Annotated in this window: 17 protein-coding genes; 7 read left to right on the forward strand and 10 right to left on the reverse strand. The window is 71.3% G+C overall.

The genetic code is table 11. The annotated features are described in order from the left end of the window. The first annotated feature begins 225 nt into the window (after window positions 1–225). A complete protein-coding gene (locus OG780_RS18360; protein WP_328449536.1) occupies window positions 226–1,287 on the forward strand; it encodes a MaoC/PaaZ C-terminal domain-containing protein in 1,062 nt (353 codons plus the stop codon). 216 nt (window positions 1,288–1,503) lie between these two features. Further along, window positions 1,504–2,796: a DUF6716 putative glycosyltransferase gene (locus OG780_RS18365; protein ID WP_328449537.1), complete on the forward strand. Its 1,293-nt coding sequence runs from the start codon at window positions 1,504–1,506 to the stop codon at window positions 2,794–2,796. A gap of 39 nt (window positions 2,797–2,835) precedes the next feature. On the opposite strand, the gene OG780_RS18370 is transcribed toward OG780_RS18365, so the two are convergent. The 8 genes from OG780_RS18370 to OG780_RS18405 all read right to left on the reverse strand — a co-directional run bounded on the left by OG780_RS18370 (window position 2,836) and on the right by OG780_RS18405 (window position 9,342). Next, on the reverse strand, window positions 2,836–3,510 hold the full coding sequence (locus tag OG780_RS18370; protein WP_328449539.1) for a TetR/AcrR family transcriptional regulator: 675 nt from the start codon (window positions 3,508–3,510) through the stop codon (window positions 2,836–2,838). A 47-nt stretch (window positions 3,511–3,557) separates the two neighbouring features. Next, window positions 3,558–3,863: a DUF4229 domain-containing protein gene (locus tag OG780_RS18375; RefSeq protein ID WP_328449541.1), complete on the reverse strand. Its 306-nt coding sequence runs from the start codon at window positions 3,861–3,863 to the stop codon at window positions 3,558–3,560. A 106-nt stretch (window positions 3,864–3,969) separates the two neighbouring features. Continuing rightward, the gene (locus OG780_RS18380; protein ID WP_328449543.1) at window positions 3,970–4,503 is read right to left on the reverse strand and encodes a GNAT family N-acetyltransferase; all 534 of its coding nucleotides are present in this window, start codon (window positions 4,501–4,503) and stop codon (window positions 3,970–3,972) included. A 1-nt stretch (window position 4,504) separates the two neighbouring features. After that, complete coding sequence (gene mqnE / locus OG780_RS18385; protein ID WP_328449545.1) at window positions 4,505–5,668, reverse strand: aminofutalosine synthase MqnE; 1,164 nt, start codon at window positions 5,666–5,668, stop codon at window positions 4,505–4,507. An 83-nt stretch (window positions 5,669–5,751) separates the two neighbouring features. Continuing rightward, window positions 5,752–6,207: an Lrp/AsnC family transcriptional regulator gene (locus tag OG780_RS18390; protein ID WP_328449547.1), complete on the reverse strand. Its 456-nt coding sequence runs from the start codon at window positions 6,205–6,207 to the stop codon at window positions 5,752–5,754. 63 nt (window positions 6,208–6,270) lie between these two features. Then, on the reverse strand, window positions 6,271–6,960 hold the full coding sequence (locus tag OG780_RS18395) for a UbiX family flavin prenyltransferase (protein WP_328449549.1): 690 nt from the start codon (window positions 6,958–6,960) through the stop codon (window positions 6,271–6,273). 31 nt (window positions 6,961–6,991) lie between these two features. Next, window positions 6,992–7,894, reverse strand: a complete 903-nt coding sequence (gene mqnP, locus OG780_RS18400; protein WP_328449551.1) for a menaquinone biosynthesis prenyltransferase MqnP — start codon at window positions 7,892–7,894, stop codon at window positions 6,992–6,994. After that, window positions 7,891–9,342: a menaquinone biosynthesis decarboxylase gene (locus OG780_RS18405; RefSeq protein WP_328449553.1), complete on the reverse strand. Its 1,452-nt coding sequence runs from the start codon at window positions 9,340–9,342 to the stop codon at window positions 7,891–7,893. Before OG780_RS18405 ends, mqnP begins: the two co-directional genes overlap by 4 nt. A gap of 89 nt (window positions 9,343–9,431) precedes the next feature. Here OG780_RS18405 and OG780_RS18410 point away from each other — a divergent pair, with 89 nt between their 5' ends. Together OG780_RS18410 and OG780_RS18415 are read left to right on the forward strand one after the other, a co-directional pair. Beyond that, window positions 9,432–9,830 (forward strand): PLD nuclease N-terminal domain-containing protein, encoded by a 399-nt coding sequence (locus tag OG780_RS18410; RefSeq protein ID WP_326786224.1) that lies wholly within the window; start codon window positions 9,432–9,434, stop codon window positions 9,828–9,830. 1 nt (window position 9,831) lies between these two features. Continuing rightward, the gene (locus OG780_RS18415) at window positions 9,832–10,737 is read left to right on the forward strand and encodes a LysR family transcriptional regulator (protein ID WP_328449555.1); all 906 of its coding nucleotides are present in this window, start codon (window positions 9,832–9,834) and stop codon (window positions 10,735–10,737) included. Here OG780_RS18415 and OG780_RS18420 read toward each other — a convergent pair. After that, the gene (locus OG780_RS18420) at window positions 10,622–11,662 is read right to left on the reverse strand and encodes a DMT family transporter (protein ID WP_328449558.1); all 1,041 of its coding nucleotides are present in this window, start codon (window positions 11,660–11,662) and stop codon (window positions 10,622–10,624) included. The genes OG780_RS18415 and OG780_RS18420 overlap by 116 nt on opposite strands. Window positions 11,663–11,760: 98 nt before the next feature. Next, window positions 11,761–12,099 carry an ArsR/SmtB family transcription factor gene (locus OG780_RS18425; RefSeq protein WP_328449560.1) on the reverse strand — a complete coding sequence of 113 codons (339 nt, stop codon included), beginning with the start codon at window positions 12,097–12,099 and terminating at the stop codon, window positions 11,761–11,763. A gap of 109 nt (window positions 12,100–12,208) precedes the next feature. Here OG780_RS18425 and OG780_RS18430 point away from each other — a divergent pair, with 109 nt between their 5' ends. The 3 genes from OG780_RS18430 to OG780_RS18440 all read left to right on the forward strand — a co-directional run bounded on the left by OG780_RS18430 (window position 12,209) and on the right by OG780_RS18440 (window position 14,944). Beyond that, window positions 12,209–13,192: a quinone oxidoreductase family protein gene (locus OG780_RS18430; RefSeq protein WP_328449562.1), complete on the forward strand. Its 984-nt coding sequence runs from the start codon at window positions 12,209–12,211 to the stop codon at window positions 13,190–13,192. A 260-nt stretch (window positions 13,193–13,452) separates the two neighbouring features. After that, on the forward strand, window positions 13,453–13,911 hold the full coding sequence (locus OG780_RS18435; RefSeq protein ID WP_328449564.1) for a nucleoside deaminase: 459 nt from the start codon (window positions 13,453–13,455) through the stop codon (window positions 13,909–13,911). An 82-nt stretch (window positions 13,912–13,993) separates the two neighbouring features. Further along, window positions 13,994–14,944: an isopenicillin N synthase family dioxygenase gene (locus tag OG780_RS18440; RefSeq protein WP_328458220.1), complete on the forward strand. Its 951-nt coding sequence runs from the start codon at window positions 13,994–13,996 to the stop codon at window positions 14,942–14,944. The last annotated feature ends 73 nt before the right edge of the window (window positions 14,945–15,017 follow it).

Genomic DNA, 15,017 nt, shown 5'->3' on the forward strand with positions numbered 1-15,017 from the left:
GACGGCAGCACGCCGAGGCCTTCGCGGCCCACCCCGAACACCCCGCCCCCAGGAGACCGCCGTGGTCCATCTCGACCCCCGCCCCCTCCCCGACGTAGCCTTACCCTCGGTAACTTACTCCAGAGTCACCTCATGCCCGCCCCCACGCCGGACAATCCCGCCCGCCGAACCCCGCGCCGCCCCGCCCGCCGAGAGCCGCACCCTTCCGCCCGCCTGGAGACTCCGATGCGCGTTCAGCCTCCCGTCCGCCCCGAGCCTGGGACCCGCACCCTCGCCGCTCCCCCCTCGCTCGTCCCGCTGCTGGCCCGCGGCGCCCTGCTCTCCCCCTTCAAGCGGCCCCGCCCGGACGCCCCCGTCCCCGCCACCCGGTTCGTCCTCCCCGGCGTGCGGATCGACCTCGCCCACCTCGCCGCGTACGAGCGGGTGTGCGGGTTCACGACCGGGGCGGACGCCCTTCCGGTCACGTATCCGCATGTGCTCGCCTTTCCGCTGGCGATGCGGATCCTCGCGGGGCGCGCGTTCCCGCTTCCGCTGCTCGGGCTCGTGCACACCTCGATCGAGATCACCGGACGCCAGGAGTGCGCCGCGAGCGCGGAGTACGAACTCGCGGTGCTGGTGGAGAAGCTGGCGCCGCACCGCAGGGGCACGGAGGCGACCGTGCTGACCGAGGCGAGGGTCCACGGCGGGCTCGTATGGGAGTCGAGGAGCACCTACCTCGCCCGGCACAGGCCCCGGAACCCGGACAAGAACCCCGACCGGGACCACGGGCACGACCTGGACCGGGACCTGGATCGGCGCGGGGACCTGAACCCGGACCGGGACCTGAACCGAGCCGGGGACCTGCACCGGGCCGGGGACCTGCACCGGGATCGGGGCGGGGACCCGCATCAGCGCGGGGGCCTGGATCGGGACCGAGAGCCGGATCGGGGCGAAGGTCCGGGCCGCCGCCAGGGCTCCGAGCCGCTGCCCGCCCTGGCCGAGTGGCACCTCGCCCCGGACGTCGGCCGCCGCTACGGCGCCGTCTCAGGCGACCGCAACCCCATCCATCTGCACCCTCTCACCGCCCGCCTCTTCGGCTTCCCCCGTGCCATCGCGCACGGCATGTGGACGGTCGCCCGCTGCCTCGCCGAGTACGGGCCGGGGCAACCGGCGCAGGTACAGGCCGAGTTCAGGGCGCCGGTACTGCTGCCCGGGGCGGTGACGTACGCCGCGCGGGGGCCGTCGTTCGAGCTCCGCTCGGGCGGGCGGCTCCATCTGACCGGTGACGTAAGGCCACCGCGCGCGTGAGACGGAATGAACTTCGGGCGAACACCGCATGACGGAAGGCACCCGCCGCGCACTCCCGCCGCCGACAACTCCCAGGTGGGACAGCTTTGTCGAGAAAGCCCTCACAGTGTTCACCCAGCGCGCCAAGGCGCCGTCAAGCAGCCCCTCATCCCGTCCTCAGACAGCGTTCCTAGCCTCGGTCCACCCCCGGCCGCCGCCAGGAAAGGCTCCCGAACCATGCCCCCCAGACGTATCGCCGTCATCGCCGACTCCGACACCCGCTGGAAGTGGGGCGCGTCCGTCGCCCGGCAGATCGCCCCCGGGCACGCCCTCGACGCGCTCTTCCTGCGCACCCGCGCCACCCCGACGGAACGCCAGCTCACGGAGATCGGGATCGTGCCGGACACCCGGCGCGACGTCACGGTCGCCGAACTGGTCGACGACGAGGAGCTCGCCGCCGCCGACGTGCTCGTCCTGGCCACCGCGGGAGGAACGACACTCGCGCTCACCCACGGCCTGGGCATCGCCTGGCAGGGGCGGGAGCGGCGGCCGGTCACGGTCACGGGATATGTCGGGGTCGTGTACGAGAAGATGGTCGACGGGCTGATGACCCGGGCCGGCACCGACCTCGTCCTCGCCAACAGCGGGTACGACGCCGACCGTTTCCGTGCCGCGTTCGCGAGTGTCGGCGTCGACCCCGACTCGGTCGTGGAGTGCGCCCTGCCCTTCCTCGGCGGGGAGCCGTACGCGCCGTCCGCGGAACGGCCCTTCACGCTCACCTTCGCCGTCCAGCCGTCGGTGCCCAAGGGCCGGGCGTCCCGGCTCCAGCTGCTGGAGCGGGCGGCGGCCCACGCGCGACGGCACCCCGACCGGCTGGTGCTGATGAAGCTGCGCAGTCTGCCGGGCGAGCACACCACGCACGTCGAGGCCGATCCTTACCAGCTCCTCGTCGAGAGGATGGCCGAGCCGGCCCCGGCCAACCTGCGTCTCGTCTACGGCAACATGGGCGAAGTCCTGGACCGCACCGACCTGTTGGTGACGGTCAGTTCCACGGCCGCCCTGGAGTCGATGCACCGCGGCATCCCGACCGCGATCCTCACCGACTTCGGGGTTCGCGAGGCGCACGGCAACCACTACTTCGTGCACTCGGGCTGCCTCGCCTCCTGGGACGACCTGGACGCCGGCGCGGCGCCCCGTGTCGACCCGGCCTGGGCGGCACGGCAGGGCGTCGGCAAGAGCGATCCGTACGCCGCGGCCCGCGCCCGGGTCGCCGCACTGGAAGCGGCGGGGCGGCTGCCGGCGCTGCGGCCGTACTACTCGCCGCAGCGGGCGGGGGCGTATCTCGGCGGCATCCTGGAGCGCAACGGCCTCGACGACAAGGGCAGGCCGTCGGCGCTCGCGCCGGTCGGGAGCGAAGCGGGCCCGCTGCGGACGGTGATCCGCCGGGCCGCACGCGGCGGCGCCAAGTCGCTCTACCGCGTGGGCCGGGAGCGGGTCGCCCCCGCGCTGCGCCGCTGGGGCCAGAACTGACCCCGCCCGGAACGGACGGGTCCCGCCCGGCCCGGGGTGTCAGGCCTCCGCGGCGGTCTGGGCCGGGATCGCCGTGGCCGGCGGGGACCAGGGCCGGCCCTGCATGAGGGTGCCGAGCCCCGTCCAGGCGAAGTTCATCAGGGTGGCGGCGGCCTGCCGGGCCGAGACGCCGGGGGTGGCGTTGGCCCACGCGGCCATCGACTCGGCGGCGCCGACCAGCGCCTCCGCGAGCCCGGCGACCTCGCGCGCGGGCAGCGACGGGTCACGGTGCGCCTCGCGTGCGGCGACGACGATCAACTGCGTGACGAAGTGGACCAGTTCCTCGCGCATCGCGAAGACCTCGGCGGCGAAGGGCTCGCCGTGCGTACGCGCCTGGAGGTGCAGAACCGCCCAGCCGTCCGGGTTCTCGGCGGTGTGGGTGAAGAACGCCCGCAGCCCTTCCCACAGTTGCCGGTCGGCGGGCAGTTCGGGGCGGACTCCGGCGCGGACCGCCACGGTCAGCGCCTTGGCCTCACGCCGGATGCACGCGGTGAACAGGTCTTCCTTCGAGTTCAGGTACAGGTACACCAACGGCTTGGACACGCCCGCCAGTTCGGCGATCTCGTCCATCGACGCGGCCCGGTACCCACGCTGCCCGAAGGTCCGTACAGCCGCGTCCAGCATCTGCTGTTCGCGTACCGCACGCGGCATCCGCTTGCTCTTCACAGCACCCATGCGCCCAGCCTACGAGGGAGCGCCGGGCGGCCGGGCGCGCGGCGGTTTCAGGAAGTCTGGTTCGGGGTGCCCTGGGCGGTCTCGTCCAGGACGGCGTCCTCCTGGCTGCGGTTGCGGTCCAGGTTCGCCCGGGCGCGGTCCACGCGGGCGACGACCTCGGCCGAGGCGCGGTCGCGCTCGCCGCGCAGGACGACGAAGCTGATCGGCGCGGAGATCACCAGGGCCAGCAGGACGACCCACATGTAGTTGGAGTCGCCGAGGCCGCGCGGGGCGATGCCCGAGTAGACGAGGCCCCAGACGACCACGAGGCAGCCCACGAAGATACCGAGGCGCATCAGTGTGTAGCGGAGCATCTCAATCCACTCTTCCGTTCCGAACGTTCCCAAAGGACCCTGTCCAGTGAAGCACGCCGGAACAGCGATCTTGCAGGGGGTCCTCGGTCGCGGAGCGGGAGGGCGGTCAGGCGCGGCGGGGAAGGGGCAGCAGCATCGTGATGTCGTCCCGCTCGTCGCCGGGCGCGACGCGGATGGCGCCCGGCACCCGCCCGACCTCCTTGTAGCCGCAGGAGGAGTAGAAGCGTTCGAGGCCCTCGCCACCCCGGCAGGTCAGCCGTATCGCCTCGATGCCGTCGAGGCGGCCCGCGGCCTCCTCGGCGGCGGCGAGCAGATCCCGGCCGTATCCCTTGCCCTGGTGCCGCGGGTGCACCATCACGGTGTACAGCCAGACCCAGTGCCGCATCAGCCGGTGGGTGTTGTACGTCAGGAAGGCGGTCGCGGCGACGCCGCCCTCCTCGTCCCGGCCGACCAGCAGCCGGGTGCGGCCCTCCGTCATGGCGACGAAGTGCTTCACGAGTTCGGAGCGTACGTCGCCGGCGGCCACCGGCGGGACGAAGCCGACGGAGCCGCCCGCGTTCGAGACGTCCACCCAGAGGGCGACCACCCCGTCCCGCAGGGCAGGGGTGACCGCCGGGTCCAGTTCGAAGACCAGCGCCACGTCAGACCCGCATGGCCTGCGGCGACTCGCGGCGCTCCGGGTCCGGTCCGTCGTACTCGCGGATGATCTCGTAGCGCGTGTTGCGCTCCACCGGGCGGAAGCCCGCGTCCCGGATGAGGTCCAGCAGGTCCTCGCGGGTGAGCTTGTTCGGCGTGCCGTAGTTGTCCGCGTCGTGCGTGATCTTGTACTCGACGACCGAGCCGTCCATGTCGTCGGCGCCGTGCTGGAGCGCGAGCTGGGCGGTCTGGACTCCGTGCATGACCCAGAAGACCTTGACGTGCGGGACGTTGTCGAAGAGCAGCCGGGAGACGGCGAAGGTCTTCAGGGCCTCGGCGCCGGTCGCCATCTGGGTGCGCGCCTGGAGGCGGTTCCTGACCTTGCCGTCCTTCATGTCCACGAAGTCGTGCTGGTAGCGCAGCGGGATGAAGACCTGGAAGCCGCCGGTCTCGTCCTGGAGCTCACGCAGCCTGAGCACGTGGTCGACCCGGTGACGGGGCTCCTCGATGTGCCCGTAGAGCATCGTGCACGGGGTCTTGAGACCCTTCTCGTGCGCGAGGCGGTGGATGCGCGACCAGTCCTCCCAGTGGGTGCGGTGGTCGACGATGTGCTGCCGGACCTCCCAGTCGAAGATCTCCGCGCCGCCGCCGGTCAGCGACTCCAGACCGGCCTCGATCAGCTCGTCGAGGATCTCCGAGGCCGACAGCCCGGAGATGGTCTCGAAGTGGTGGATCTCGGTGGCCGTGAACGCCTTCAGCGAGACGTCCGGCAGGGCCTTCTTCAGTTCGCTGAGCGAGCGCGGGTAGTAGCGCCAGGGCAGGCTGGGGTGCAGGCCGTTGACGATGTGCAGCTCGGTGAGGTTCTCGCCCTCCATCGACTTGGCGAGGCGGACGGCCTCCTCGATGCGCATCGTGTACGCGTCCTTCTCGCCCGGCTTGCGCTGGAACGAGCAGTACGCGCAGGACGCGGTGCACACGTTCGTCATGTTGAGGTGACGGTTGACGTTGAAGTGGACGACGTCGCCGTTCTTCCGCGTGCGCACCTCGTGCGCGAGCCCGCCGAGCCAGGCCAGGTCGTCCGACTCGTACAGCGCGATGCCGTCCTCGCGGCTGAGCCGCTCACCGGCCCGGACCTTGTCCTCCAGCTCGCGCTTGAGCCCGACATCCATGCGATTACCTCTCCCTGTGACGAACGCTGCCAACCGTACTCCCCCGCCTTTCCGGCGAAGGGCCCCCACCAGGGGGTTCGCGCCTACTCCTCCTCGGGCAGCTCTCCGACCCGGTTCTCCCACTTCGTGGAGAGCACGATCGTCGTACGGGTGCGGGAGACGCCCTTGGTCCCGGACAGCCGCCGGATGGTCTTCTCCAGTCCGTCGACGTCGCTGGAGCGCACCTTGAGCATGAACGAGTCGTCGCCCGCGATGAACCAGCAGTCCTCGATCTCGTTGAGGTCGCGCAGCCGCCGGGCCACGTCCTCGTGGTCGGCGGCGTCGGAGAGCGAGATGCCGATCAGGGCGGTGACGCCGAGACCGAGCGAGGCCGAGTCGACCGTCGCGCGGTACCCGGTGATGACGCCGGCCGCCTCCAGCCGGTTGATGCGGTCGGTGACACTGGGTCCCGACAGTCCGACGAGACGCCCCAGCTCCGCGTAGGAGGCCCGGCCGTTCTCCCTCAGGGCCTGGATGAGCTGCCTGTCCACCGCGTCCATGCGATCGAAGCCTTCCGCTGAAAAGGTCTGAGAAGTCGTGAGAGGTCGAGAGGTCGTGAGAGGTCAGGTGGTGGCGCCCCGGGAACCGCTCCCGAGTTCGCCCTTCCACCGCCGGTAGAGGCCGTGTTCGACGCCCGCCGCGTCGAGGGCCCGTCCGGCGACGAAGTCCACCAGGTCCTGGATGTGCGTGGCTCCCGCGTAGAACGCCGGCGAGGCGGGCAGCACGGTGGCGCCCGCGTCGTCCAGGGAGACCAGGTGACGCAGTGTCTGCCCGTTCAGCGGGGTCTCCCGCACGGCGACGACCAGCTTGCGCCCCTCCTTGAGGGTGACACTCGCGGCCCGTTGCAGCAGATCCTTGGAGAGGCCCAGGGCGACTCCGGCCACGCAGGCGGTGGACGCGGGCACGATCAGCATGCCCTTGGCCGGGTACGAGCCGGACGAGGGGCCCGCCGCCAGGTCGCCGGCGCTCCAGTGCCGTACGCCGTCGAGATGTTCCTCGGGGACGTCGAAGGTGCCGGGCTTGCCGTCGGCGCCCCGTTCCAGCCACGCGCGCAGGTCGCCCCGCCAGTGGGCGTCGCGGAACGGGAGGCCGGTCTCGTCGAGCAGCGTGAGCCGTGAGGCCCTGCTGACGACCAGGTCGACACTCTCCCCCGCTTCCAGCAGCGAACGCAGCACCGCGGCCGCGTACGGCGTACCGGACGCGCCGGAGACCCCCACGATCCAAGGCCGGCGCTGCGTCTGTCCTGGCTTCATGATGTCGAGCCTATCCGGCCACCGCCCATGGTCAGACCGTCAGCCCGCGCACCAGCAGGTCGAGCAGGGCGCACACGAACAGGGCGATCCCGATGAAGCCGTTGACCTGGAAGAACGCCCGGTTCAGACGGCTGAGGTCGTGCGGCTTCACGATGGAGTGCTCGTAGAGGAAGGCACCCGCGACAATCACCAGACCCAGCCAGAAGAAGGCGCCGGCGCCGGTGGCCACCCCGTACCAGACGAAGAGCGCCGTCGTCACCGCGTGGCAGCCTCGCGCGCCCCGGATGGCGGCCGGGATGCCGAAGCGCGCCGGGACCGACATCACGCCGATCTCGCGGTCGGTCTCGACGTCCTGGCAGGCGTAGATCAGGTCGAAGCCGCCGATCCAGACGCCGACCGCGAGGCCGAGGACGACCGCGTCCCAGGACCAGGTGCCGGTGACGGCGATCCAGGCGCCGACCGGGCCCATCGCCTGGGCGAGACCCAGGATGGCCTGCGGGAAGTTCGTGAACCGCTTGCCGTACGGGTAGACGACCATGGGGATGACCGCGATGGGCGCCAGCGCGAGACACAGCGGGTTGAGCAGGGCCGCGGCGCCGAGGAAGACGACCAGGGCGACCAGCGCGCCGGTCCAGGCGTGCTTCACGCTCATCGCGCCGGTGACCAGTTCACGATGGGCCGTACGGGGGTTGCGGGCGTCGATCTCGCGGTCGATGATCCGGTTCGCCGCCATGGCGAAGGTGCGCAGGCCCACCATCGCGACGGTGACCAGGAGCAGCTTCGCCCAGTGGATGTTCTTGTCGACCTCGTACATCGCCGTCAGCGCGGCGATGTACGCGAAGGGCAGCGCGAACACCGAGTGCTCGATCATGACGAGGCGCAGGAACGCCTTGGTGCGGCCCGGCTGCGGAAGCGCCGCGGAAGCTGAACTCACAGCCCGTACTCCTTCCAACGGCGGTCGACCTTCGCCGCCGTCTGCGGGTCGGACAGCACCATCTCGGGCCAGCCGCCGTCCCGGGTGTAGCCCTCCTCGGGCCACTTCTTCGTCGCGTCGATGCCCGCCTTGCCGCCCCAGAACTGCTGGTAGGAGGCGTGGTCGAGGTGGTCGACCGGGCCTTCGACGACGGTGAGGTCACGTGCGTAGTCCGTGTTGCCGAGCGCGCGCCAGGCCACCTCGTGCAGATCGTGGACGTCGCAGTCCGCGTCGACGACCACGATGAGCTTCGTCAGGGACATCATGTGGGCGCCCCAGACGGCGTGCATCACCTTCTGGGCGTGCTTGGGGTACTTCTTGTCGATCGAGACGATCGCGCAGTTGTGGAAACCGCCCGCCTCCGGCAGGTGGTAGTCCACGATGTCCGGCACGATGATCTTCAGCAGGGGGAGGAAGAACCGCTCCGTCGCCCGGCCGAGGGGCCCGTCCTCCGTCGGGGGCCGCCCCACCACGATGGACTGGAGCAGCGGCCGCTTCCTCATCGTCACGCAGTCGATGGTCAGCGCCGGGAACGGCTCCTGCGGGGTGTAGAACCCGGTGTGGTCGCCGAACGGCCCCTCGGGCAGCGTCTCGCCCGGCTCCAGCCAGCCCTCCAGGACGACCTCGGCGTTCGCGGGCACCTGGAGCGGAACGGTCTTGCAGTCGACCATCTCGATCCGCTTGCCCTGGATGAACCCGGCGAAGAGGTACTCGTCGATGTCACCGGGCAGCGGGGCGGTGGAGGCGTACGTCACGGCGGGCGGGCAGCCGAAGGCGATCGCCACGGGCAGCCGCTCGCCCCGGCGGGCCGCGACCTGGTAGTGGTTCCGGCTGTCCTTGTGGATCTGCCAGTGCATGCCGATGGTGCGCTTGTCGTGGCGCTGGAGGCGGTACAGACCGAGATTGCGGATGCCGGACTCGGGGTCCTTGGTGTGGGTGAGGCCCAGGTTGAAGAAGGAGCCGCCGTCGTCGGGCCAGGTGAACAGGGCGGGCAGGGCGTCGAGGTCGACGTCCTCGCCGCGCAGCACCACTTCCTGCACCGGCGCGTCCTTGACCTTCTTCGGCGGAACGTGCGCCATCGCGCCGAGCTTCCCGAAGGCCTCGCGCACTCCCACGAAGCCGTGCGGCAGCTCCGGCCGGAGCAGTCCGCCGATCTTCTCGGAGATCTCGGCGTACGACTTCAGGCCAAGAGCCTTCAGCAGTCGCCGGTCGGTGCCGAAGACGTTCATCGCGAGCGGCATCGCCGACCCGCGCACGTTCTCGAAGAGCAGCGCGGGGCCGCCCGCCTTCTGGACCCGGTCGACGATCTCCCCGACCTCCAGGTACGGATCCACCTCGGCCTTGATGCGCTTGAGGTCTCCCTCGCGCTCCAGCGCCCTCAGCAGGGAGCGAAGATCGTCGTAAGCCATGTGTCCAAGTATCGGCCACCCGCTACCCTGTGCCCGTCACCGGGGGGCCCGTGCCGCCCCGCCGTCGCTCACTGGGGGATCGTTCGGCCATGCTCAGGTATCTGCCCTTCCTGCTGGTCCTGGCGCTGTGGATCTACGCCTTCATCGACTGCCTGAACACGCCGGAGGAGGAGGTCAGAGGCCTGCCCAAGGTGGTCTGGGTCATCATCATCCTGCTCTTCGGCGAGGTGCTGGTCGGTCCGGTCGCCTGGCTGGTCGCGGGCCGCAACCGCCGGGGTCCGGCAGGCGGCTCCACGCCCTCCGAGTGGCACCGCAACCACCGCACGCCGTTCGTCGCGCCCGACGACAACCCCGAGTTCCTCAACTCGCTCAAGGCCGAGAACCGCAAGGACGAGTCCCTCCTGAAGGACTGGGAGGCCGACCTGCGGCGCCGCGAGGAGGAGCTGAAGCGGCGCGAGGAACAGAGCAGGTCCGACGAAGAGTCCTGACATGGAACTGCGCCTGCTGGTGACTTTCGAGAAGGTCGCGACCGTGCTGAGCTTCACCCGGGCCGCGGCCGATCTGGCGTACGCGCAGTCCAGTGTGACCAGCCAGATCCGCGCCCTGGAGTCCTCGCTCGGTACGGAGCTCTTCGACCGGCTGGGCAGCAGGATCCGGCTGACCGAGGCGGGCGAGAGACTGCTGCCCTACGCCCGGCAGATCATCGAGCTGACGGAGGAGGCGCGGGCTGCGGTCGTCGACGCCGAGGAGCCCTCCGGGGCGCTCACCGTCGGCACGATGGAGTCCCTCACGTCGTACCGGCTGCTGCCGCTCCTGGAGTTCTTCCACCACCGCCACCCCCGGGTGCGGCTGTCGCTGCGCACGACCATCGGCGACGAGACCCGTCAGGCACTGCGCCAGGGCACGTACGACGTCGGCTTCCTGATGGAGGCGGAGACCGAGCACCCGGGTCTGGAGATCGCGGTGCTCGCGGTGGAGCCACTGGCGCTGGTCGTCGCACCCGGCGGTCCTCTCGTCGGTACGGCGCCGGACACGGCCGATCTCGCAGGCTGCTCGCTGCTCGCCACGGAACCCGGCTGCGCCTACCGGGACCTGTTCGAACGGGAGCTCAACTCCCATGTCCCGGACGGCTCCTTCGTCGACTTCATGGAGTTCGGCACGATCGAGGCGACCAAACGCGCAGCGGCGGCCGGCCTCGGGATCGCGTTGCTGCCCGAGGTGACGGTCGCCGCTGAACTGGAGCGGGGTGAGCTCGTACGGCTGGACTGGGAGCCGCCGTTCACGCTTTGGACGCAACTGGCCTGGCGAGCCGGGAAGCGGCTCCCGTCCCATGCGCGACTGTTCGTGGAGCGGGCCCGGCAACTGGTGTCCGAGGAGTCCGGCCCGCAGGGGTGACCGAAGCGGCCTCGGCGATCCGGCGGGCCATGATGCTCCTGGCGCTCTCGGTGTTCCTGGGAAGCGTCACCTTCAGGCTGGCGGTCACGATCAGCGGGACGCCGAGGGCCTGGACGAGGTCGATGTGGTGGCCGTACACCGCCCAGTCCATGACCATCGCGACGGCCGGGTAGGTGAAGGCGAGCACGGCGATCTTCGCGGTCGGGAGCTTGGCGTACGCGGCGTACATCAGGACGTACATCAGCCCCGTGTGGACCACTCCGAGACCGACCAGCCAGCCCCAGTCCGCGCCGGTCCCTCGCATCGCGCCGAAGTCGGTGAAGGGAAGCAGCAGCGGGATGCCGACGAGGACCTGGACGAGTGCGATGAGGTGCGGCCGGACGCCGGTGATGCGCTTGGTGACCAGGGTGGACAGACCGTAGAGCAGCGCGGCGAGGAGCGCCTGTCCGACGCCGATGAGATACGAGCCGCCGTTCGTGAAGTCGGCCGGGGAGACGCCCGAGACGAGGACCAGCCCGGCGAAGGCCAGCGCGATCCACCCGGCCTTGGCGGCCGTGAGCCGCTCGCGGAAGAGCAGGGCGCCCAACAGCACCACGTAGAACGGCTGCGTGTGGTAGACGACGGTGGCGACGGAGATCGAGGTGTTCTCGTACGACTGGAAGAGCAGGACCCAGTTGAAGACGATGAACACCCCGCCGAGCGCGGCGAGTCCGAGCGTGCGCGGGGTGAAGCCGTGGCCCCGGAAGTATCCCCGGGCCAGCGCGTAGCCGCCGAGGGCGAGCGCGCCGAACAGGACGCGGAAGAAGACGACGTTGAAGGGCGAGGCGCCGGACTCGACGACGAAGACGCCGAGGGTGCCGGAGAGCATCATGGCGGCGGTGAGCTGGACGGCGCCCTTGTTCTCGACTGCGGTGGCTGAGGTCATGTGCCGAAGGTAGGAGCGGGACCCCCTGCCGGGCCACGGCCCACCGGGGCGTCCTGCCGATGCCCCCATCGGCATCGTCGATGATCCCTGGCGGGGGACTACCGGCGGTCCGGCTCCTCGCGCAGGACGAGGGCGAGGAGGCCCGGGAAGCGGGCGTCGAACTCGGCCCGGCGCAGCCGGTTGACCCGCTTGGGGCCCTCGTCGCGCTGCTCGACGAGACCGGCGCCGCGCAGCACGGCGAAGTGGTGGCTGAGAGCCGCCTTGCCGACCGGCACGTCGAAACTGCCGCAGCTGCGGCTCCACTCCGCGGACCCCGCCAGCTCTCTGACGAGCTGGATGCGCACGGGATCGGCGAGGGCGGCGAGGGCGGCCGGCACGGGGACCTCGTCGGGGTGGGTGTGCTCGGGCGCCGCCCGGTGACTGGTGCGCTCCGCCACGCCGGCCTCCCTGGGTTTCCCGATCCGCTTGCCGAGTGTTCGATGAAAACCATACACTCCCGAGTGTTCGCTTTTCATTGAACAGTCGAGCGCCGATCAGGGGTGTGCCATGCGTACGGTCGAATTCCAGGAGTACGGCGGTCCCGAGGTCCTGCGGGTCGCCGAGGCGAAGGTCCCCGATCCGGGCCCGGGGCAGGTGAGCATCGACGTGGTCTACGCGGGCGTGAACTTCGCCGACCTCAAGGCGAGGTCGGAGGGCTACCGCGTCCCCGGCCTCCCCTTCGTGCCCGGGCTCGAGGTCTCGGGCCGGATCCGGGCGGTCGGCCCGGACGTCACGGGACTGCGGGTGGGCCAGGAGGTCGCGGCGCTGACGGAGGGCGGGGCGTACGCGGAGGTGACCGTGGCCGACGCCGTGACGGTCTTCCCGCTTCCCGACGGCGTCGGACTGCGCACCGGCGCCACGCTCCCCACCGTCGTGCCCACGGCGTACGCGCTCCTGCACACGGTGGGCCGGCTCCAGCCCGGCGAGACGGTGCTCGTCCAGGGTGCGGCGGGCGGCGTGGGCACGGTCCTGGGCCGGCTCGCGAAGGCGGCCGGGGCGGGCGCGGTGTACGGCGTCGTGTCCAGCGCGCCGAAGGCCGAGTACGCCCTCGGCCACGGCTACGACGAGGTGTTCGTGGGCTCCTTCGAGGACGAGGTCCGCGCGGCGACCGCCGGCCGCGGGGTGGACCTGGCCCTGGACCCGGTCGGCGGCGAGACCCTCCGCGGCGGCCTCGCCTCCCTCGCCCCCTTCGGACGCCTGGTCTCCTTCGGCAACGCGAGCTCGGCGGAGCCCTGGACGGTGGGCCAGCCGGAGCTCTACCCGACCGGCCTGTCGGTCGCCGGGTTCTCGATCCTCGGCCTGGCCCGAACGGCCCCGGCGGCCCTCCGCGACATCGCCTCGCGCGCGTTCGAGACGGTGGCCGACGGCACGGTGACCCTGCCGGTGACGGCTGAGTTCGCCCTCGAAGCGGCCGCGGAGGCACACGCGCTGATGGGCTCACGAACCAGCACGGGGAAGCTGCTGCTGCGGGTGGCGGATTCCGGCCGGTGACGGCCGTGGGTGTCCGAGCTCCGGTCTGCCCTTCGCCGCCCTGACGACTCGCCTGCACGCCACCCGCACCTCCTACGACACCGTCGCCGCCGGCTACGCCGGGCTGCTCAAGGACGGGTTGGGCAGACCGCTGGACATGGCGATGCCGGCGGCGTTCGCCGCGGGTGCGGGCCGGGGCCGCGACGGTCCTCCGAGCGCTTCCCCGACGCGCCCTTCGTGTTCCGGCGACGCGGGAGGGGGGCCCGGGGGACAGTGGAGTCATGGAGCGCATCGATCAGGTACAGGCCCGCGCGTGGCTCGCGACCGCCCTGACGGAGGCACGCGCCGGGCTCGCCGAGGGCGGTATCCCCATCGGGGCCGCGCTGTACGGCGCGGACGGCACCCTGCTAGGCCGCGGCCACAACCGCCGCGTCCAGGACGGCGACCCCTCGGCGCACGGCGAGACGGCCGCCTTCCGCGACGCGGGACGGCAGCGGACGTATCGCGGCACCACCATGGTGACCACCCTGTCGCCGTGCTGGTACTGCAGCGGGCTGGTCCGGCAGTTCGGGATCTCCCGGGTGGTCGTCGGCGAGGCGGCCACCTTCCACGGCGGCCACGACTGGCTCGCCGAGCACGGCGTGCAGATCGTGCTGCTCGACGATCCCGAGTGCACCGCGCTGATGCGCGACTTCATCGAGAAGAACCCCGCCCTGTGGAACGAGGACATCGGTGAATGACCCGGCGAACACCCAGGCGGACACCCCGGCGGATCCCCCGGGGACGGCGACGGCCGGACCCGCACACCCGGCGGCTCCCGGCATCCCCACCATCGATCTGCGGCCCTGGTTCTCCGGGGACCGTGCCGCCCGTGCCGTGCTCGTCCGCACCGTCGACGACGCCCTGCGAACCGCCGGGTTCCTGCTCGTCACCGGCCACGGCGTGGACCCGGGGCTGCGCCGCGGCCTGCGGGAAGCCGCCCGCGCCTTCTTCGCGCTGCCCGCCGGGACCAAGCAGCCGTACGCCGCCCGGGTCGGCGGGCGCGGCTGGCTCGGGCCCGGTGCCGAGGCCAACGGCTACGCGGAGGGCACGAAGACGCCGCCGGACCTCAAGGAGTCGCTGACGTTCGCGACGCACGAGCCGTTCGAGGACCCGGAGATCAACGCGCAGTGGTACGCGCCGAACGTCTGGCCCGCCGAGGCTCCTCGGCTGCGGGCGCTCTGCCAGGAGTACCTGGCCGAGATGGCCCGGCTGGAGAACGAACTTCTGGAGCTGCTCGGCGAGGCGCTCGGCCTCGGACCGGACTTCTTCACCCGCCACATGCGGCATCCGACGTACGGCTTCAACATCAACTGGTATCCGGGGACGGAGGTCGTCGGCGAGCCCGAGCCGGGCCAGTTCCGCATCGGGCCCCACACCGACTTCGGCACCGTCACCATCCTCGACCGGCAGGCCGGCAAGGGCGGGCTCCAGGTGTTCACGGACGCGGACGGCTGGCAGGACGCTCCGTTCGACCCGGCGGCGCTGACGATCAACATCGGTGATCTCATGGCCCGTTGGACCGGCGACCGCTGGCGCTCGGGACGGCACCGGGTGCTGCCGCCGCCGGCCGACGCGCCCGCCGAGGAGCTGATCTCGCTCGTGTACTTCGGTGAGTGCACGCCGGGAACGCTGGTCGAGTCGGTGCCCGCCCCGGTCGGCCGCGTCATGTACGAACCGGTGGATTCCCACGCATACCTGCGCCGGAAACTCGATTCGATCACTGTCGGTTGAACGGTTGAACGTTTTCGTAACTGAACGGACACCGGACGGCCTATCCCGAACCAACCCCCCCTTCTTAAACTGT

The sequence above is a fragment of the Streptomyces sp. NBC_00386 genome, assembly GCF_036063235.1.
Classification (GTDB): Bacteria; Actinomycetota; Actinomycetes; order Streptomycetales; family Streptomycetaceae; genus Streptomyces.